This is a genomic window from Streptococcus sp. FSL W7-1342 (genome assembly GCF_037966635.1).
GTDB classification, from domain to species: domain Bacteria; phylum Bacillota; class Bacilli; order Lactobacillales; family Streptococcaceae; genus Streptococcus; species Streptococcus salivarius_D.
Genome location: NZ_CP150200.1, coordinates 959,643 through 979,530, shown reverse-complemented (window position 1 = coordinate 979,530; position 19,888 = coordinate 959,643). Strand labels below are relative to the sequence as shown.

General features: G+C 39.2%; 19 protein-coding genes. 3 read left to right on the top strand and 16 right to left on the bottom strand.

Annotation, left to right across the window (positions count from 1 at the left end; translation table 11 throughout):
• Nucleotides 1-211: 211 nt before the first annotated feature.
• From NSQ79_RS04260 to NSQ79_RS04235, 6 genes are all read right to left on the bottom strand, one after another.
• Nucleotides 212-1,411: an MFS transporter gene (locus NSQ79_RS04260; RefSeq protein ID WP_013990481.1), complete on the bottom strand. Its 1,200-nt coding sequence runs from the start codon at nucleotides 1,409-1,411 to the stop codon at nucleotides 212-214.
• Between the two features lie 109 nt (nucleotides 1,412-1,520).
• Nucleotides 1,521-1,928 (bottom strand): hypothetical protein, encoded by a 408-nt coding sequence (locus NSQ79_RS04255; protein ID WP_013990480.1) that lies wholly within the window; start codon nucleotides 1,926-1,928, stop codon nucleotides 1,521-1,523.
• 26 nt (nucleotides 1,929-1,954) lie between these two features.
• The gene (asnS, locus tag NSQ79_RS04250) at nucleotides 1,955-3,301 is read right to left on the bottom strand and encodes an asparagine--tRNA ligase (RefSeq protein ID WP_002891115.1); all 1,347 of its coding nucleotides are present in this window, start codon (nucleotides 3,299-3,301) and stop codon (nucleotides 1,955-1,957) included.
• A 36-nt stretch (nucleotides 3,302-3,337) separates the two neighbouring features.
• The gene (locus NSQ79_RS04245; RefSeq protein ID WP_013990479.1) at nucleotides 3,338-4,519 is read right to left on the bottom strand and encodes a pyridoxal phosphate-dependent aminotransferase; all 1,182 of its coding nucleotides are present in this window, start codon (nucleotides 4,517-4,519) and stop codon (nucleotides 3,338-3,340) included.
• Between the two features lie 4 nt (nucleotides 4,520-4,523).
• Nucleotides 4,524-5,006 (bottom strand): DUF5590 domain-containing protein, encoded by a 483-nt coding sequence (locus NSQ79_RS04240; protein WP_004182029.1) that lies wholly within the window; start codon nucleotides 5,004-5,006, stop codon nucleotides 4,524-4,526.
• Nucleotides 5,007-5,139: 133 nt separating this feature from the next.
• Nucleotides 5,140-7,650, bottom strand: a complete 2,511-nt coding sequence (locus NSQ79_RS04235; protein WP_013990477.1) for a bifunctional DnaQ family exonuclease/ATP-dependent helicase — start codon at nucleotides 7,648-7,650, stop codon at nucleotides 5,140-5,142.
• 95 nt (nucleotides 7,651-7,745) lie between these two features.
• Here NSQ79_RS04235 and NSQ79_RS04230 point away from each other — a divergent pair, with 95 nt between their 5' ends.
• A complete protein-coding gene (locus tag NSQ79_RS04230; protein WP_013990476.1) occupies nucleotides 7,746-8,381 on the top strand; it encodes an MBL fold metallo-hydrolase in 636 nt (211 codons plus the stop codon).
• A 104-nt stretch (nucleotides 8,382-8,485) separates the two neighbouring features.
• Here NSQ79_RS04230 and NSQ79_RS04225 read toward each other — a convergent pair whose 3' ends face one another.
• The 8 genes from NSQ79_RS04225 to NSQ79_RS04190 form a co-directional block, all read right to left on the bottom strand.
• On the bottom strand, nucleotides 8,486-9,442 hold the full coding sequence (locus NSQ79_RS04225; protein ID WP_013990475.1) for an ABC transporter permease: 957 nt from the start codon (nucleotides 9,440-9,442) through the stop codon (nucleotides 8,486-8,488).
• Between the two features lies 1 nt (nucleotide 9,443).
• Nucleotides 9,444-10,511 (bottom strand): ABC transporter permease, encoded by a 1,068-nt coding sequence (locus NSQ79_RS04220; protein ID WP_014633041.1) that lies wholly within the window; start codon nucleotides 10,509-10,511, stop codon nucleotides 9,444-9,446.
• Nucleotides 10,504-12,042 (bottom strand): ABC transporter ATP-binding protein, encoded by a 1,539-nt coding sequence (locus NSQ79_RS04215; RefSeq protein WP_049527909.1) that lies wholly within the window; start codon nucleotides 12,040-12,042, stop codon nucleotides 10,504-10,506. Before NSQ79_RS04215 ends, NSQ79_RS04220 begins: the two co-directional genes overlap by 8 nt.
• Nucleotides 12,043-12,155: 113 nt before the next feature.
• Nucleotides 12,156-13,220, bottom strand: a complete 1,065-nt coding sequence (locus NSQ79_RS04210) for a BMP family protein (protein ID WP_284443953.1) — start codon at nucleotides 13,218-13,220, stop codon at nucleotides 12,156-12,158.
• Between the two features lie 67 nt (nucleotides 13,221-13,287).
• Nucleotides 13,288-13,686 carry a cytidine deaminase gene (locus NSQ79_RS04205; protein WP_049527913.1) on the bottom strand — a complete coding sequence of 133 codons (399 nt, stop codon included), beginning with the start codon at nucleotides 13,684-13,686 and terminating at the stop codon, nucleotides 13,288-13,290.
• On the bottom strand, nucleotides 13,673-14,335 hold the full coding sequence (gene deoC / locus NSQ79_RS04200; RefSeq protein ID WP_004182396.1) for a deoxyribose-phosphate aldolase: 663 nt from the start codon (nucleotides 14,333-14,335) through the stop codon (nucleotides 13,673-13,675). The genes NSQ79_RS04205 and deoC overlap by 14 nt, the downstream gene beginning before the upstream one ends.
• 33 nt (nucleotides 14,336-14,368) lie before the next feature.
• Nucleotides 14,369-15,646, bottom strand: a complete 1,278-nt coding sequence (locus NSQ79_RS04195; RefSeq protein WP_004182395.1) for a pyrimidine-nucleoside phosphorylase — start codon at nucleotides 15,644-15,646, stop codon at nucleotides 14,369-14,371.
• Entirely contained in the window at nucleotides 15,643-16,233 is a 591-nt protein-coding gene (locus NSQ79_RS04190; RefSeq protein ID WP_004182394.1) for a class I SAM-dependent methyltransferase, read from the bottom strand. The genes NSQ79_RS04195 and NSQ79_RS04190 overlap by 4 nt, the downstream gene beginning before the upstream one ends.
• A gap of 112 nt (nucleotides 16,234-16,345) precedes the next feature.
• Between NSQ79_RS04190 and coaA the strand changes: the two genes are divergently transcribed.
• Both coaA and rpsT read left to right on the top strand, forming a co-directional pair.
• A complete protein-coding gene (gene coaA, locus NSQ79_RS04185) occupies nucleotides 16,346-17,266 on the top strand; it encodes a type I pantothenate kinase (RefSeq protein WP_004182393.1) in 921 nt (306 codons plus the stop codon).
• A gap of 69 nt (nucleotides 17,267-17,335) precedes the next feature.
• Nucleotides 17,336-17,572, top strand: coding sequence for a 30S ribosomal protein S20 (gene rpsT, locus NSQ79_RS04180; protein ID WP_004182129.1), 237 nt, complete (start codon nucleotides 17,336-17,338; stop codon nucleotides 17,570-17,572).
• An 83-nt stretch (nucleotides 17,573-17,655) separates the two neighbouring features.
• Here the strand turns inward: rpsT and NSQ79_RS04175 are convergent, their stop codons facing one another.
• Nucleotides 17,656-19,071: a HAMP domain-containing sensor histidine kinase gene (locus NSQ79_RS04175; RefSeq protein ID WP_049527921.1), complete on the bottom strand. Its 1,416-nt coding sequence runs from the start codon at nucleotides 19,069-19,071 to the stop codon at nucleotides 17,656-17,658.
• Complete coding sequence (locus tag NSQ79_RS04170; RefSeq protein ID WP_002891134.1) at nucleotides 19,061-19,735, bottom strand: response regulator transcription factor; 675 nt, start codon at nucleotides 19,733-19,735, stop codon at nucleotides 19,061-19,063. The genes NSQ79_RS04175 and NSQ79_RS04170 overlap by 11 nt, the downstream gene beginning before the upstream one ends.
• Between the last annotated feature and the right edge of the window lie 153 nt (nucleotides 19,736-19,888).

The window sequence follows — 19,888 nt, the reverse complement described above, 5'->3', positions numbered from 1 at the left end:
TCTGGTTTTTCTTTTTTATTAAGTGCAAAGAGCATTTGGCCTAAAGATTTCACACGACTCGATTCTTATTGTAAAGGATGTGCCTACTTTACCACAATTTATCAGATAAAAAAAACTCTCCCTGCACAGCAGAGAGAGTTCGTTCGGATTTTGTTAAGCAAGATGCTATTATCCAATTTAAACTTATGTAGACTAATAAAAGTCTGGAATATTAATCCATCTTTGTCCCTTTATTTATTATCTTGCCCATTTTCCACAATCCAATCAGTAAGAGAGGGAAAGAGAATAGCGTTACAAGGCCCAGGATGATAAAGACTACTACAAATCCATAACTATCGATGAACCAACCCGTCAGTGGGAAGATGACAATCATGGATAGACTAAACATCATCGAATTGATGCTCAGCATGGTTGCCCGTACACTGGATGGTAAATAGCCTTGTAAATCATTGTAGTAAATGGGTTGATAAACCGCATAAAGTGCATTGGTCAAGAGATAAACACTTAGATAGGCGAATGGAGTTCTCAACCATACCAACAGCAAGGCCAACCCTGTCAGCGCAACCAGAATTGGAAAGACTTGATTGCTATTCCATTTTTTCCCGATTTGACTAGCTAGATAAACAGCTAGAAGATTTAAGAGACTACCAACAAGCATGATGAGCGATACTTGCCAACTGGCTAGGTCACTGATTTTCTGTTGGTAGTAAAAATAAAACATACACATGATGGTTCCTAGCAGTTGATAGGTGAGCATCCAGTAAAATAAGACCGGTTTCTCCTGCCATTCTTGTTTCACCACCACCAATATCCGTTTTAAGGTTAAGCGATCTCTTTCATCACTCTTAGTTTCTGGCTCCTTCATCAGAAAAATCAAGAGAATGGAAACTAATGAAAGGCCAATCGCAATATGATAGGTCCAGGCCAAGGCTCCGTGAACAAAGAAACCAGCAACAACTGTACCTAGAGTTCGGGTGACTTCTGCCACACCAGACAAAAAGCTAGAAATCTGAAGATAGCGGTCCTTTTGACCTGCTTCAACTGCTGAATCATATAAGAAAGCCGTACTGCTCCCCGAGTCAAAATTGTAAGACCAAGCATTGACCATCATGGCAATCGCATAGATCCAAAAATTTCCCTGACCAAGTAAGATCAAGACAGAGGATCCAATACTGGCCAAGCGAGCCAAATAAAGATTGGTCTTGTAGCTAAACCGATCGGCCAACATACCTGATGGAATCTCACACAAGAGACTTGTCCCATGAAAGATACTTTCTAGTAAACCGATTTGAAGTAAGGAAAGACCATTCTGAATGAAAAATAAAATCCAAAAACTGGTGATTCCAAAATAAGATGTGAATTCCAGTCCTGCTAGAAGTGGAATATTGCCTTTGTAAGTTCTTTTAAACATCGTTTTCTCACTTTCAATATGTAATTTGATTGTTTCTAAAAGACTTACTTAGAGTTGCCTACATTTTCCTCACCTCCTTAATTTAAAGTAAAAACGCCAGTTGGCGTTTTTATTTCATATACTTTTTAACATAGCTATAGTAGTCTGGTTTCTCTTTTTTATTAAGTGCAAAGAGCATTTGACCCTTAAGGGGCTCTTTCTCATCATTTGGTTCTAAAAAGAGAGCAACCTCTTTGGATTTAGTTGGGAAAAATACTGTATAAGACGTTTCTTTTCCCTGATCTTTTACTTTAAGCGAATAATAGGTAAAGTCATCTTTAGACTTGGGACCATCCACTGTATAGTTATAATCCTGCTCACCAATCTTGACCTTATCTTTCTTGAAAACAATCGCATAATCCTTCTTTAAGGCATCTTGTGCATGCCATTCACCCTCTAGTGAGGGAGCAGACTTGATGCAAGCTACCATTGAAACCATACAAAGTAAGGCCAAAAGACCAAGTAACCATCTTTTCATACTTTTGCACTCCTAAAGAATTTTACTTATGGTTTGATACGGTGCAACATACGTGGGAATGGAATAGCTTCACGGATGTGTTTTGTTCCAGCTACGAAAGTAACCATACGTTCAATACCGATACCAAAACCACCGTGTGGTACTGAACCATATTTACGTAGGTCAAGGTAGAATTCGTATTCTGAACGGTCCATTCCGAGTTCATCCATTTTAGCTACAAGAGCATCGTAGTCATCTTCACGCATTGAACCACCGATGATTTCACCATAACCTTCTGGAGCCAAAAGGTCTGCACAAAGAACGCGCTCAGGATTACCAGGAACTGGTTTCATGTAGAAGGCCTTGAAGCTTGCTGGATAATTAACAACGAATGTTGGAACACCAAAATAGTTAGAAATCCAAGTTTCGTGTGGTGAACCAAAGTCATCTCCATGTTCAAGGTGCTCGTAATCAGTATCTTCATCATTTTCATGTGCTTGAAGAAGATCGATAGCTTCATCATATGACACGCGCTTGAATGGCTCAGCAATGTATTTCTTAAGAAGATCTACATCACGTTCAAGGATTTCAAGAGCTTGTGGCGCACGATCAATAACACCTTGAATAAGAGCTTTAACATAAGCTTCTTGCAAATCAAGTGACTCATCATGTGACAAGAATGAATACTCAGCATCCATCATCCAGAACTCAGTCAAGTGACGGCGTGTTTTAGATTTTTCGGCACGGAAAACAGGACCGAAGTCAAAGACACGACCAAGAGCCATGGCACCAGCTTCAAGGTAAAGCTGACCAGATTGGCTTAGGTAAGCAGGTGTACCAAAGTAATCCGTTTCAAACAATTCTGTTGAATCTTCAGCTGCATTTCCTGACAAAATTGGACTATCAAATTTGATGAAACCATTTTTATCAAAGAATTCGTAAGTTGCGTAAATAATCGCATTACGAATTTGTTGGACAGCCATTTGTTTACGTGAACGCAACCAAAGGTGACGATTATCCATCAAGAAGTCAGTTCCGTGTTCTTTTGGTGTGATTGGGTAATCATGTGACTCACCGATGACTTCTACTGCTGTCACATCCAACTCGTAACCAAATTTTGAACGTTCATCTTCTTTGACCACACCAGTCACATAAACTGATGTTTCTTGGCTAAGACGTTTAACAGTATCAAATTTTTCAGTACCTTCTTCTTCACCGTATTTTTCGATGAAGTTAGGTTTGAAAGCTACCGCTTGGAAGAAGGCAGTTCCATCACGCAATTGAAGAAAGGCCAATTTCCCTTTACCTGATTTGTTAGCTACCCATGCACCGATAGTGATTTCTTCGCCCACGTGTTTAGGCACATCAATAATTGAAACTAATTGTTTAGACATGTAATTACTTCTCTTTTCTTTCGATCTATATTAATTCTATTTTTCCATAAAGGCTTTGATTCGGCGGACTGCTTCTTTCAAAGTATCCAAGTCTGTTGCATAGCTAAGACGAATATTTTCAGGTGCGCCGAATCCTGCACCTGTTACCAAAGCGACTTCAGCCTCTTCAAGGATAGCATTTGTAAAATCATTAACATTTGTGTAGCCTTTGATTTCCATCGCTTTTTTAACATTAGGGAAGAGGTAAAAGGCACCTTGAGGTTTGATAACTTCAAAGCCAGGCACTTCAGCTAGGAGTGGATAAATCGTATTCAAACGTTCCTCAAAAGCTTGACGCATTTCTTCGATAGAAGACTGATCACCTGTTAAGGCTTCAATCGCAGCATATTGAGAAACTGCTGTAAGATTTGATGTCGTTTGACTGATAATCTTAGCCATACCTGAAATAATTTCTGGATCTCCGACAGCAAAACCAACACGCCAACCTGTCATAGCATAGGTCTTAGAAACACCATTAATCACAATTGTTTGCTTACGAATGGCATCTGAAAGACTAGAAATTGGAGTAAAGGTGTTGCCATTATAGACCAAACGACCATAGATATCATCTGCCAAAATCAAGATATCGTGCTCAACCGCCCAGTCACCGATTGCTTGCAATTCTTCCTTGCTGTAAATCATTCCTGTTGGATTTGATGGAGAATTAAGCAAGACAACTTTGGTTTTTTCAGTACGGGCCGCTTCAAGTTGTTCAACCGTTGCTTTAAAGTGATTAGCTTCAGTCGTTTGGAAAGTGACCGGAACACCTTCAACCATTTTAACTTGGTCTACGTAAGAAACCCAGCAAGGTGTTGGAATAATGACTTCATCACCAGGATTGATAACCGTAGCAAAGAAAGCATATAAGATAAACTTCGCACCAGTGCCGACAACAACCTCATTTGGTTTTACAGCATAGCCATAGAAGTTTTCCATGTAAGTGCTAATCGCATCCTTAAGTTCTGGAAGTCCAGAAGCTACGGTATAGAAACTTGCCTTACCATTTTCAATAGAAGCAATAGCAGCATCTTGAATATTCTTAGGTGTTACAAAATCTGGTTCACCAAGTGTCAAACTCAAGATATCACGTCCTTGAGCTTTAAGAGCTTTAGCACGCGCACTGGCAGCTAAAGTAACACTTTCTTCCATTTGTAATACACGATTTGATAATTTTGTCATTTCATTATAGTCCTTCCACTTTAATAACCTGACCTGAGATAAAATCAACCAGATAATACTGGGTTCCTGACTTCACTTCCCAAATAGGAGTTTTGCCATATTTTCCTAGGTGGACATAGGATATATCCTTAGCACCATAGGCCTTAGCAGCTTTCTTGGCCACTGACTTACTAATACCATCCGATTGCTTGTAGATATCAACCTCACCTGAATCATGACTCACGATAACAGCTAGTTTCTCACCTTGACCAGACTTTCCAAGAAGTCCGTAATAGGTAGCCTCACCATGGTAGATATCAAATTCAGTAACAGTCTTAATATCTGCTTTGCTCTCTGCTATGGCAATAACCTTCTTTTCAGCGTCTACGTAAGGCTTAGTCGCTACAATAAGAATAGCAGTCAAAGAGGCAATTAAGGTCACAACGATTACAATTATTCCAAAAATGAACTGTTGCTTTTTGGTCCAGGGTGAACGTTGTTTACGCATAATGCCTCCTAAAAAAGTTTCTGAATTTATTATATCAGAAAATGATAAATCTTTACATAGCAATATAGCTAGTATTGAACAATTAAGTCTATCTTTTTTATAAGTCAGTAAAATTTATAAAACCTGAGTAATCTTAGAAAAGGTTGGTTTTAAAAAGTTGACTTTCTTGTTCTAAGAAATCCTGAATATCCTCTTTGACTTCCTCAAACTTAGCGTGCTTAAGCGCCACTTCTTGTGTAACTTCTTTTAGAAATAGTTTTCCATAACTCTTAACGAGCGGGCGATTATCCATAAGAAGAATAGCTGAGCGCTGTTCTGGACGTCTCTGAGCACGTCCAATAGCTTGTTTAAAACGTAAAACCGTCATGGGAAGACTGTAACTATCAAAGGTGCTCTTTCCTTGCTTAGAAAACCAAGATTCAATCTTTTGATAGAATGGATCCTTAGGATTGTCAAACGGCAGACGTGCAATAACCTCGATTACCCTATCTTGTTGGGCAAAGTCAACACCTTCCCAGAACGACCCCATACCCAGAAGGAGATTGGTCTCACCTCTATCAAAACGTTTTTTGACATTAAAAGCTGTCCCATTTTTCTCTTGAGTTAGGTGACGAACTTCCCTATGATCCAATAAATCTGAAACAGCCATCATACTCTTTCGAGATGTAAATAGTACTAAAATTGGATATTCCATTTCAGATAGCTTCTGGAGACGTTTTGCAAGAGCAACTTCATACTCTTCCTCAGATGCAATACCAATCATAGGCATGCTTTGATCAATCCAAATAGCTTGATTGGGTAAAATATCCATTGGGAGGCTAACCTTGCGTACCTGATCTAAGCCCAACAAATCAGCCACATCTACATCAGGTCCCACATCAATAGTTGCTGAAACAATTATCACTTTTTGAGCACTTGGTAGATAAGCTGAAAGCTCTAAGAGCTCTTGGCGTGACGCCTTTAAATAGGTCACCCGATGTTCCTGATAATAATCTGTTTCAAGCCAGAAATGACTGTAAAGGGGTGTCTTCAGTGGAGACAACATCTCCATCAAATCACTTTCACCTTCCAGTTCAGAAATGGTTTGTAGCAAACGATCTAATTGCTGGCGATTATACTGCTTCTGAGGAAATTGTTGATGTTCTTGGATTAGATGGCTAACTTCAAACTGCAGATTTTCGAGCAAGCGTTGTTGAAGCAAGCTTTGACTACCACTATCAAGAATTCGATGAATATGTTGCAAAAGGACCGTAAGATTGACTTGATGACGTGAAAATTGTTCCAAAGCCAGAACCATCTTTTGCCCCTCATCAATCACAAGAGTCTTTCCTCGAACAAAATCATGATCATCTTCCATACGCGTCAACAGATAAGCATGGTTGGTCACAACTACCCTAGCTTCTTGTGCTTTTTGGTAGGACTGTTGCCAGAAATCATATTCGGCAAAAAGACTGTCAGCTTTTAACTTACCATCGTGTTTAATCTCATCGAAATAAGCCATATAGCGCTGTTTTTGTCTGATTTCGTCAAGATCCCCTGTCTCTGTTTCAGTCAACCACACCAAGAGTTGCATTTTGTAACGATTAACCAAACGGTTACTATCCTGACGAAGTAAGGTTTGGTAGAAGGCATCTAACTTGATATAATTCTGAGGTCCTTTGAGACTATGGAAGTTAATATTAAAGACAGCAGACAAGGCTTTAGCTTCCTGATTCATAATCTGATTTTGAAGGAGCTTGGTCGGAACAGCCACCACCACTTTATCTACATCAGATTGCGCCAACAAGGGAAGCAAATAGCCATAGGTTTTCCCAATTCCAGTCTGAGCCTGAATCATGGAAATATCAGTATTATCAAGCTCCCTTATTACTGCCTCAGCAAACTCTTTTTGTTTAGGCCGTGACTCCAAATCTAAGAGAGCAATATTGGTATCAAAATCTTGAGACAGTTTTCGTTCTGCCTTATAAGTCAAAGGTCTACGAAGAACAATTCCAGATTCTTCAAGCATGACATATTCTTTTGAAAGGCCTAAATTTTGACCTCTTATAGCTTCACGAATAACCAATTCAGTCTCAAAAAGAAGATTATCTGAAAAGGTCAACAGCATCTCAATGGTCTGTCTAGGTAAGCTGGCAATCTTATCCATCAAATGAAACAAAAGCTGTCCGGTCGCTCTCGCATCTTCAATAGCGGTATGGGCCTGAGCTAGGTCAAGATTAAGAACCTTGGATAAATGAGATAGCTTATATTGTTCTAACGTCGGATAAAAGACTTGAGCCAATTCGACAGTATCCACACGAGGAGTTCTTAGTTCGAAGCCCTCCATGAAAAGAGCCTCTGCAAGCAAATTGGCATCAAACTTAACATTATGGGCAACAAAAATACAGTCCTCAATCAGTTCAAAAATGGTTCTAGCAATTTCTGAGAAATCTGGGGCTTGAGCCAACTGCTGATCGGTAATCCCTGTTAAATGAATAATGTGATCATCGAGTTCTTGGTGTGGGTTGACATCACTCGCAAATTCGTCAATCACCTGACCATTTTGCATGATGACAATTCCCACCTGTATAATACTAGCCGTTGACGAAGCGGAGGTTGCTTCCAAGTCAACAATGGCATATTTATTCGTGTTTTTTTCACTCATAGTGACCTTATTATAGCATATCCAAAGCACCAAAAAAAGACAAAGCCATCATTCTGATATTGGAAAAAGCCTTAAATTCGTGCTACACTAGAGCTATGAAAATAAGACGAATTTTAAATCCTGTTGCCCAGGAAAATACCTATATTTTGGAAAACGATACAGCCTGTCTAGTCATTGATCCAGGAAGCGATACTTCTAGTATCTTAGCTGAACTTAAAGCAATCGACAAACCAGTTGCTGCTATCCTATTGACACATACACACTACGATCACATTATGAGTGTTGAGGCAGTCCGCCTAGCCTTCAATCATCCTCCTGTTTACGTTGCTGAAGCTGAAAAAGACTGGTTGCTGAATCCTATTGATAATTTATCTGGACTTCCACGTCATGACGATATGGAAGACGTTATTGTCAATCCAGCAGAATACTACTTCGATTTCACTAAGAACTATAACATCGAGGATTTCCAGTTTAAAGTTGTTCCAACCCCAGGACACTCTATTGGAGGTGTTTCTTTTATCTTTGATAAAGAAGAAACTGTATTTTCTGGTGATGCCCTCTTTAAAGAAACAATTGGACGCTGGGACCTTCCAACAGGGAACCACGAACAATTACTCACTAGTATTAAAGAACAACTCTTTACACTTCCTAACCACTACAGAGTTTTCCCAGGTCATGGATGGGACACCACTATTGGTCACGAGAAGGTCTTTAACCCACATTTTTCATAAAAACAAAAGCTTGTCGACACCTACTTTAGTAAGTATTGACAAGCTTTTTTCTCGAATAAAAAAGAAGGCCGATAGACCTTCTTATCTGAAACACTGTAGTGTGTTCATTTAGATTTGATGTAGTTAACACCATCTGCTTTAGGTGCAACGGCCTTACCGAAGAAAGCAGCCAAGACAATAATTGTCAAGATATATGGTGCTATTTGCAAATACACATTTGGTACATGTGAAATGAGTGGAAGCTGTTTTCCAATGATCGCCAATGATTGTGACAATCCAAAGAACAAACTTGAAAGCATAGCCCCGATTGGACTCCAACGACCAAAAATCATAGCAGCCAAGGCGATGAAACCAGGACCTGCAATTGTTGTAACAGCAAAGTTGTTAGAGATAGATTGAGCGTATACCGCACCACCAACACCACCAAGAAATCCTGAAATCATGACACCATAGTAGCGCATACGATAAACATTAATACCAAGTGTATCCGCTGCCTGTGGGTGCTCACCAACTGAACGAAGTCGCAAACCAAAGCGTGTCTTGAAGATAAGCCACCATGATGCTACCGAAACCAAGATAGCAACATATGCTACCAAGGAAACGTTAGTGAAGAAAACTTTACCCAAGAAAGGGATATGATCCAAGATTGGGAATGATACAGTCTTAAAGTTATGACTGATAGCAGGTGTTTGACCAGCACCATAGATAACACGTGTCAAGAACACTGCCAAAGATGGTGCGATAAGGTTCAACACTGTACCAGAGACAACATGGTCAGCACGGAAGTTAATTGTCGCAACCGCATGGAGCAATGAATAGAGAACACCAACCAGACCTGCTACAATCGCAGCAATCCAAGGTGTCGCATTTCCAAAACTTTCTGCAAAAGTCAAGTTAAAGAGAACACCTGCGAAAGCACCAATTACCATAATTCCTTCAAGGCCGACATTTACGATACCGCCTCGTTCAGAGAAAGTTCCACCGATACTTGTAAAAATCAATGGTGCTGAGTATTTCAACATAGAGGCAACAATCAAGGCTATAATTGTAATAAAGTCCATATTAGTTTTGTCCTCCTTTAGCTTTCACTGATTTATGACGAGGGCGAACCCAATATCTAATGATGTAGTTAGCACCAACAAAGAAGATAATCAAGGCTGAAACAACATCGATAATTTCAGATGGCACACCAATCATACCACTCTTACCAATAGACAAGACACCATAAAGGAGGGCGGCAAATGGAATACCGATAGGTGAGTTAGACGCTAAAAGTGCAACCGCCATACCGTTCCAACCGATAGCCAATGAAGCGTTTTGAACGAAGACATTTTGGAATGTACCAAGTCCTTCTACTGTTCCTCCAAGACCACAAAGAGCACCTGAGATAATCATTGACATGATAATAACACGTTTAGATGACATTCCTGCATACTCTGATGCATGAGGATTAAGACCTACAGAGGTAATTTCAAAACCAGTTGTTGTTTTCTTAAGCAAGAACCAAACTAAGAAGGCAGCTGCAAGAGCCAGGAAGAAACCAATATTGAAACGCGAACCACCAGTTATTTGAGATAAGAACTCTGTTTGATAACTAGCTGAGGCTACAACCTTGTTAGATGCTTCTGAAGAACGCAACATATCAGCTGTAAATCCAAAGCGAATAATATTGTTCGCCACATACAAAATGATGTAGTTCATCATGATGGTTACAATGACCTCACTTGTTCCCAAGTAAGCACGGAGAATACCTGGAATAGCCCCAGCGATACCACCTGCAACCAGACCAATAATGACTGTACAGATAACTGAAACCACCTTTGGCAAATCAGGGAATGACAAGGCAAACCATACAGCAGAAACCCATCCTGCCAAGGCCTGTCCTGGCAAACCTACGTTAAAGAAACCTGCCTTAGAGGCAACAGAGAATCCAAGTGCAATCAGAATCAGCGGACTCATGGCACGAAGAATTTCACCAATATTTTTCAATGAACCGAAGGCCGTTGTGAAGAGATCGTAGTAAGCCCAGAATGGATCGTAACCGAAGATTAACATCAAAACGGCTCCAATCAACATTCCCAAGAGGACAGCAATTAAAGGAACTGCCCAATTTTGTACTTTTTTAGACATTTGCTTCCTCCTTATTCAATTGTCCACCAGCCATAAGAATACCAAGATCTTGCTTATTCGTTTCAGCAGGATCTAGAATTCCCTGAATTGCACCATCATAGATAACCGCAATTCTGTCTGACATATCAAGAATTTCATCCAATTCAAAGCTGACAACAATAACAGCCTTACCTTTATCACGTTCAGCGATAATACGTTTACGGATGTACTCAATAGCACCAACGTCAAGACCACGAGTTGGTTGACTTACAATAAGAAGTTCTGGGTCACGGTCAATCTCACGAGCGATAACAGCTTTTTGTTGGTTACCACCTGACAATTCACCACCAGCAATTAACTCTCCCGCACCACGAACATCAAATTCTTTCATCAATTCACGCGCTTTTGCATTGATGACACTATAGTTCAAGATACCATTCTTAGAATTTGGTTCTTTGTAGTAGGTTTGAAGAGCGATATTTTCAGCAACTGTCATTTCAAGGACCATACCATCACGGTGACGATCTTCAGGAATATGACCAACACTCATTTCAGTAATCTGACGAGTTGTCTTATGGATAATCGATTCACCCTTGATGGTAATATCACCTGACTTAACTTTACGAAGTCCTGTAATCGCTTGGACAAGTTCTGTCTGACCATTGCCATCGATACCGGCAATACCGATGATTTCACCAGCACGAACATCTAATGACAGATTTTTCACAGCTGGAATTCCACGGTTCTCGTTAACCACCAAATCTTTAATAGAAAGAACAACTTCTTTTGGATTTGAAGGAATTTTCTCTGTTTTGAAGGAAACCTGATGACCAACCATCATTTCGGCCAAGTCAGCATTTGTTGACCCTTCAATCGTTACTGTATCAATTGATTTACCACGTCTAATAACAGTGACACGATCAGATACTGCTCGAATTTCGTCCAACTTATGTGTAATCAGAATAATCGACTTACCTTCCTTAACCAAGGTCTTCATAATGTTTAGAAGTTCAGTAATTTCAGACGGAGTCAATACCGCAGTCGGTTCATCGAAGATCAAGATATCAGCCCCACGATAGAGAGTCTTAAGGATTTCAACACGTTGTTGAGCACCAACAGAGATATCTGCTACTTTGGCAGTTGGATCTACTGCAAGACCATATCTTTCAGAGAGTTCGGTAATTTCCTTAATAGCCTTCTTCATATCAAGGACTCCACCAGCTTTGGTTACCTCACTACCCAGGATGATATTCTCAGCAACTGTAAAAGCTTCAACCAACATAAAGTGTTGGTGAACCATCCCAATCCCCAGTTTCGTTGCTTTAGATGGTGAATCAATGGTCACCTCTTGTCCTTTAACCTTAATGGTTCCGCTCGTAGGTTGCAAAAGACCTGAAAGCATATTCATTAAAGTCGACTTACCTGCACCATTTTCACCGAGGAGGGCGTGGATTTCTCCTTGTCTCACATCAAGATTGATATGATCATTTGCCACGAATTCACCAAATTTTTTGGTAATATCGTGCATCTCAATGACATTTGGCTTCGTCATACAATCTCCTTTCAGAATAATTTTAATTTCAGCAAAGGGGATCATTAACTGCTTCCCTTTGCTGAGACAAAAATTGTCTCAGTTTAAGCTCTATAAAGACTTATGCTTAACTATTATTTGCTAAGACCATCAGTTGGTTTCAATTCACCATTCTTGATTTGTTCTTTAGCTTTTTCTACTGCATCCTTGATATCTGAAGGAAGATTAGACGTTACAATGTCAACACCACCGTCTTTGATACCGTAAGTCTTAGTTTTACCACCTTCGAATTTATCGCCTTTGACTTGTCCGTTAGCAATATCTTTAACAACTGTACCAACTTGTTTGATTGTTGAAGTCAAAACAAAGTTAGATTTTTTCTTGTCTGAAGATGTGTAATTACCTTCTGCTGTTTGGTCACGGTCAACACCGATTACCCATACTTTCTTATCGCTGTCAGCATCAAGTTTTTCGTTAACTTCTTTAGCAGCTGTGAAGACACCAGTACCAGTACCACCAGCAGCTTGATAGATTACGTCAACGCCTGAAGCGTACATTGTTGAAGCGATTGTTGTACCTTTAGCTGCATCAGAGAATGATTCAGCATATTGAACTTGTACATCGATATCAGGTTTTACTGACTTAGCACCCGCTGTGAAACCAGCTTCAAAACGTGTAATTGTGTCTGATGTTTGACCACCGATGAAACCAACTTTATTTGTTTTTGTCTGCATAGCTGCTGCGATACCTGCAAGGTAAGCACCTTCGTTATCGGCAAACAAAACGCTCTCAACGTTCTTTTGATCTTTAATAACATCGTCAATGATTACATAGTTCACATCTTCATGTTCTTTGGCTGCATCTGCAACTGCATCATGAAGAGCGAAACCAACACCAAAGATGAGGTTGTAGCCTTGACTTTGTGCTGAAGACATGTTTGTTGCAAAGTCAGACTCTGAACCAGATTGGAAGTACGTGAAGCCAGAATCTTTTTTAAGTTTGTTAGCTTTACCCCACGCTTGAAGTCCTTCCCACGCTGATTGGTTAAATGATTTATCATCTACCCCACCAGTATCTGTAACGATAGCAGCTTTAACTTTTGAATCAGCTGATGATCCGCCACGTCCGCCACGTGCACATGCTGCAAGACCAAGTGCCGCAACAGCAACAAGGCCAAGCCCGATAATTTTCTTGTTCAATTTCATCTTGAACACTCCTCCTATAACTTGCAAGAAAACTTGCTTAATAAAGAATAAAACAACTAGACTATTGTAAGTCCGTAAAAGAGTATGGTAACAACTCTCCGACTGTCATCTCGACTGTCGATTTATCTTCAGCGATAAGAATCACTTTAGAATCTGATTTAAAAAATTCGACCATAACTTGGCGACAAGCACCACACGGTGAAATAGGTTCTTTGGTATCTCCGTATACTGCGAGACATTCAAAGTCTCTATATCCTTCAGATACCGCCTTAAAAATAGCTGTTCTTTCTGCACAATTTGTCAGTCCGAATGAGGCATTCTCAATGTTACATCCTTGAAAGATTTGCCCATCCTTTGTAAGCAATGCTGCTCCAACTCTAAAACGAGAATAAGGAACATAGGCATTTTCAGCTGCCTCTTGTGCTGCATTTATCACTTGCTCTTTTTCAATAACTGTCATGGCTTTCTTGCCCTTTCATTATGGCCACTCCTGACGAAGTACCAATACGGGTTGCACCAGCTTTGATAAAGGCTTGAGCCGCCTCAAGTGTACGTGCTCCACCAGATGCCTTGACTCCCATAATAGGACCAACAGCTTCTCGCATAAGTTCAATATCTTCAATGGTAGCACCACCAGTAGAAAACCCTGTAGATGTCTTCACAAAATCTGCACCTGCCAGTTTTGCTAATTGGCAAGCTTCTACCTTTTCTTCATCAGTCAATAGACAAGTTTCAATAATAACCTTTACAAGTTTACTTCCACTAGCTTCAACAACAGCTTTAATATCGTCTTCAACTAATTTAAGATTTCTAGATTTAAGAGCACCGATATTGATTACCATATCAATTTCATCTGCCCCATTGGCAATAGCATCCTTGGCTTCAAAAGCCTTAACTGCGGAGGTCGATGCTCCCAAAGGGAAACCAATAACCGTACAAACTTTGACAGAACTATCTTTAAGCAATTCAGCTGCCGTTTTGACCCAAGTTGGATTAACACAGACGCTGGCAAACTCATACTTCTTAGCCTCATCAATTAAGGAAAGAATCTGTTCTTTATTAGCATCAGCTTTTAGTAAGGTATGGTCAATATAGCTATTAACAGACATAAACAAACTCCTTGATTAGAATTAAATTAGGGGTTAGCGAATTATCTTTAATATTTCTGTCGTTTCTTTACATTCACTACCCATAATAACATTTTTTTCGAATTCAGTCAGCATTTTTTCAGATAAAATTTCTTGGCTATAGACCTTGGCAATAAGGTCTCCCTGAGTCACAGAATCGCCAACTTTCTTTTCAAATACAATTCCTGTTTCATAATTAAGACTATCTGACTTCGTAGCTCGACCTGCTCCTAATTGCATAGCAAATTTTCCAAATGCCATTGCAGGTAACTCTTTAATGTAACCTGTTTCATGAGCATGAATATCTGTCACGACAGGAGCACTGCTATGACGATAAAGATCGGTCAAATCACCACCTTGAGCTTGAATGAGTTCTTCAAACTTAGCAAGAGCTTTTCCACCCACTAAGTGCTGACGAATCTCTTCCTGGCTAGCTTCAACCTGAGCTAAATCTAATAGAATCTCAGCCATCTCACAGATAAAGTCAGTGATATCTTCACGTCCCTTACCTTGCATAATTTCAATAGCCTCTGTGATTTCTAAACGGTTACCAATAGCCTTACCTAGTGGCTGGCTCATATCTGTAATAACTGCAATCGTTTCACGATTGACCTCATGCCCTAGTGCAACCATGGTCTCAGACAACTTCTCAGCGTCAGACATATTTTTCATGAAAGCGCCTTGACCAACAGTAACATCCAGTAAAATCTTATCAGCGCCTGCTGCTATCTTTTTTGACATAACAGAGCTTGCGATTAGAGGAATGGAATCTACTGTTGCAGTGACATCACGCAAGGCATAAAGAAGTTTATCAGCCTTAACCAAATGCTCAGACTGACCAATGAGGGAAATCCCAATGTCTTTAACTTGCTGAATGAATTCTTCCTTACTACGCTCAACCTGATAGCCTTTGATAGACTCTAATTTGTCAATCGTTCCACCTGTGTGTCCGAGACCACGACCACTCATCTTAGCCACTGGAACACCAAAGCTAGCTACAAGCGGCATCAGAATAATGGTTACCTTATCACCAACGCCTCCGGTCGAATGTTTATCCACCTTAACACCTGGAATTTCTGACAAATCATATTGTTCGCCCGAAGCAACCATATCAGTGGTCAAATCATGGATTTCACGAATAGACATACCTTGATAATAAATCGCCATCGCCAGGGCTGCTATCTGATAGTCTGGTATTTCCCCAGACACATAGCCATTAATGAGATATGAAATTTCCTCTGTGCTTAACTCGCCACCATCTCTTTTCTTTTCAATTAAATCAACTGTTCTCATATTTTCTCACTTCTAAGGATATAATATCCTTTATCCTTTTTAACGACTTCAGCATTACCAAACACATCCTCCATCTTAGTCTTTGCTGATGGAGCTCCTTGTTTTTTCTGAATAACAATAGTTAGGTTACCACCTTGATTGAGATAATCATATGCCTCCTCAATAACTTGATGAACCACCTTCTTCCCAGCACGGATAGGTGGATTAGAAATAATATAGTCAAAAGTTCCAGTAACATTTTCATAGATATTTGATTGGAAGATAGTAGCTTCAACCTTGTTTCGTTGAGCATTTTGTTTAGCTAAATCAATTGCCCTACTATTAATGTCAATCATTGTCGCTTTGACTCCTTGAACCTTGGCTAAACTGATACCAAGAGGACCATAGCCACAACCCACATCTAAAAGCGTTTTGCCAGCTTCCAAATCTAATGCACTCAAAAGCACTTGACTTCCAAAATCAATCATTTTTTTAGAGAAAACCCCAGCATCCGTATAAAACTGAAAACTTTCTCCTAATAAATTTACTTTTAAATCGTGAATATCGTGAGCCGCATCTGGCGTCTCAGCATAATACATTTTTGACATTATTTTTTCCTTCTAGATAGTACTTTTTCTTTATCGTATCATAAATACTAAAGTAAGGCTAGTGAAATGACAAGGCTTACATTCGACCTTTTTTTCTGCTATAATGTTATTTATGCTAAATGAATTTATAAATTTCGAAACGATATCACGTAAGGAATGGCAACGCCTTCATAAAGAGGACAATGCCCCATTGACTGCAGAAGAACTGGATTCCATTCGAAGCCTTAATGATAAGATCGATGTTCAAGAAGTTAGTGACATCTATCTACCTCTTATCAATCTCATTCGTATCTATCAGAAAACTGCCAACGACCTGACCTTCTCTAAGAGTATCTTTTTACAAAAATCACAGACTAACCGTCCATTTATTATCGGGGTATCTGGTTCAGTTGCTGTTGGCAAATCCACAACCAGTCGTTTGCTTCAACTCTTGTTGCAGCGTACCTTCCCCCAATCTAAAGTTGAACTTGTGACAACTGATGGCTTTCTCTATCCTAACCAAACCTTGAAAGAAAAAGGCATCCTTAATCGTAAGGGCTTCCCTGAGTCCTACGATATGCCACTTCTTCTCAACTTTTTAGATACTATAAAAAATGGTGGTGATGTCAATATTCCTGTTTACTCTCATGAAATTTATGATATTGTACCAGGACTTACCCAAGAAATTAGACAGCCTAATTTTCTAATTGTCGAAGGGATTAACGTTTTCCAGAACCCTATTAACCAACGACTTTACATGAGTGACTATTTCGATTTTTCTCTCTACATTGACGCTGAAGTTAATAATATCGAATCCTGGTATCTCGAACGTTTTCAAACCCTTCTTGAGCTCGCCAAAAAAGATGAAAACAACTACTACCATCGTTTCACTAAATTTAGTAAGGATGAAGCTTTATCTTTAGCACAAAAAACCTGGCGTGATATCAATTTAGTTAACCTGGAAAATTATATCGAACCTACACGAAGTCGAGCTGAACTGATTCTTCACAAGGGAGACAATCATAAAATCGACTTCATCCACTTAAAAAAATAGAAAAAGCTTGCCAAGGGGCCTAAAATAACGTATAATGACATAGTTAGATAAATTTTGGAGGTGAAAACATTGGCAAATATTAAATCAGCTATCAAACGCGCTGAACTTAACGTTAAACAAAACGAAAAAAACTCAGCTCAAAAATCAGCTTTGCGTACTGCTATTAAAGCATTCAACGCTAACCCAACTGAAGAAGCTTACCGTGCTGCATCAGCTAGCATCGATAAAGCCGCTTCTAAAGGTTTGATTCATAAAAACAAAGCAAGCCGCGATAAATCACGTCTTGCAGCTAAATTGGCTAACTAATTAAAAGCTCCATTTAGGAGTTTTTTTATTACCTAAACCTAAAAAACCTGCTAGCTTATCGTCTAGCAGGTTTTCTTTGTTAATTAAACTCCAGTGATCTTAACTTCAAAAATCGTTCCCTTTGGTTGATTATCTTTAACAACAATTGTTCCTTTTAGGGCTAAAACAATTTGTTGCGCTAGGGATAAGCCAAGTCCAAACCCACCTTTTTGTCTGGTTCTAGCCTTATCTACGCGATAAAATCGATCAAAGATTTTTTTCTTATCACTATCTGATATCCCAGGACCATTATCAGCTACAGAAATATAAAGTTGGCGGTCATTAGTGCGAACAGTAAAGGTAACATGTCCATCATCTTCCGTATATTTAATAGCATTATCAAATAAGATGGTCATTAACTGTTTCAATAGCGTTTTATCAGTTTGGATTGGACGACTAACTTGATTTTGAGCCGTGAAACCTTTCTCATTTTCTTCTGCAATCATGGCATAGTTGGTAAATACTGTATCAAAGAAAGCAGGTTCTAAGGTTTCGATTTCTGGTTTAATACCATCGTCACGACGAGCCAAGTTCAAAAGATTAGTCGTCAAAAGACGCATGTTGCGTACTTCATCAAGACTTGAAGCAATATTCTCTGAATTATCTAGAATGGTGCTCTCAGGCTTGCGGAAAAGAACTTCTAATCTGTTTTGAATCACAGCAAGCGGTGTCCGTAACTCATGGCTAGCATTCTCAACAAAAGCCTTCTGCTTCTCCAAGCTTTCCTGGATAGGACGTCTTGACCACTTAGCCAAATACATACTAGCCGCAACAGATAAAAGCCAGAAGAAACTCATCATGATGACAATTAGCTTAACATAACGTTCAGTGGCTTCTTCCAATTGAGTTGTATTAATCGCAATAACAAGGTACTTAGCATCAGGATAGAGGCTATTATCTACTTTTTCAGTAATCAGACGGTACTTTTCCGTTTGATCGAAATAATTCTGAGCACTTCCCTTGCTGATAACATCAATGTTATTTTTGTCTATTGGTAAATTGGATAAGCTTGAAAATTTATCAACGACATTAAGGACTTTTCCATTCTTATCAAGTACCAAGACACTAGTATTTGCCGCAACAGATAAATCGTGAGGGGTATCTTCAATTTTTGATTTCTTCTTAGGTTCTTTTTTAGAGCCACTCGAGTCAGGTGTTTCAGCTGTCGACTCTTTAGTATCATAGGCTTGGTAAATGGTTGTCGTATTATTTTGATCCACCTCAGAAGTCAGAAAAAGTTCCCGTTTGAGCATTTCCATTTCTAAATAAGAATTGGTCTTAGTGGCTGCCATTTTCAGACTAGAGTCCACATTGGAATAGACACCGTAACTCAGAATCTGCAAAATCATGACAGTCATGATAAGGAAAATACCAGAAAAAGTAGCAAAGAAATGAATGAACGACTTAAATCCGTCTGACTTGATTCTCCTAAAGAGATAATTGAAAAATTTAGTCAGCATTCTTCAAAATATACCCCACACTTCTCAAGGTTTGGAGGTTGGCAGCAAAGTCTGTTCCTTTAAGTTTCTTACGAATTTTAGAAACATAAACCTCAACAACTGATACCGTGGTATCACTATCAAATCCCCAAAGACGGTCAAAAATTTGTGACTTAGGCAAAATGACATTTTGATTTTGTAAGAAGTAAACTAATAAATCAAACTCTTTACCAAGAAGCTCTACTTCTTTATCCCCCACAAAGGTTGAATTTGTAGCAAGATTGACACGAACATCACCAAAAGAAAGTGTGTTTTGGTCAAATTTACCTGATCGTTTCAAAAGTGCTTGAATACGCATCTTCAACTCTTCTAAATAGAAAGGCTTAGTTAGGTAGTCATCTGCCCCCAGTTCAAAGCCGTGCCCCTTATCGTCTAGACTTTCCTTAGCCGTCATGATAAGTACAGGAGTTGTTACACCTTTTTCACGTAATTCTCTAAGAACCGTGAAACCATCTTTTTCAGGCAACATAAGGTCTAAAAGAATTAAATCATAAACACCACTTTCAGCTTCGTAAAGGCCTTCATCTCCATCAAAGACTTGCATCACATCAGCAAAGTCATCTAAAAAATCAAAAACTGAGTTCGACAAACTCAAATCATCTTCTACTAGTAGTATTTTAATCATAGTTATCCCCCTTGTTAGGTGTCAAAGATACAAATAACACTTTGACTAAGTTTTATCATTATATCTAAAATAGACGTAATCATCTAGTGCTTTGATCTTATTTTATTTAGCTTTAGTCTACTAAACTTTCCTTAAGTTTTTCATAACTCAAAC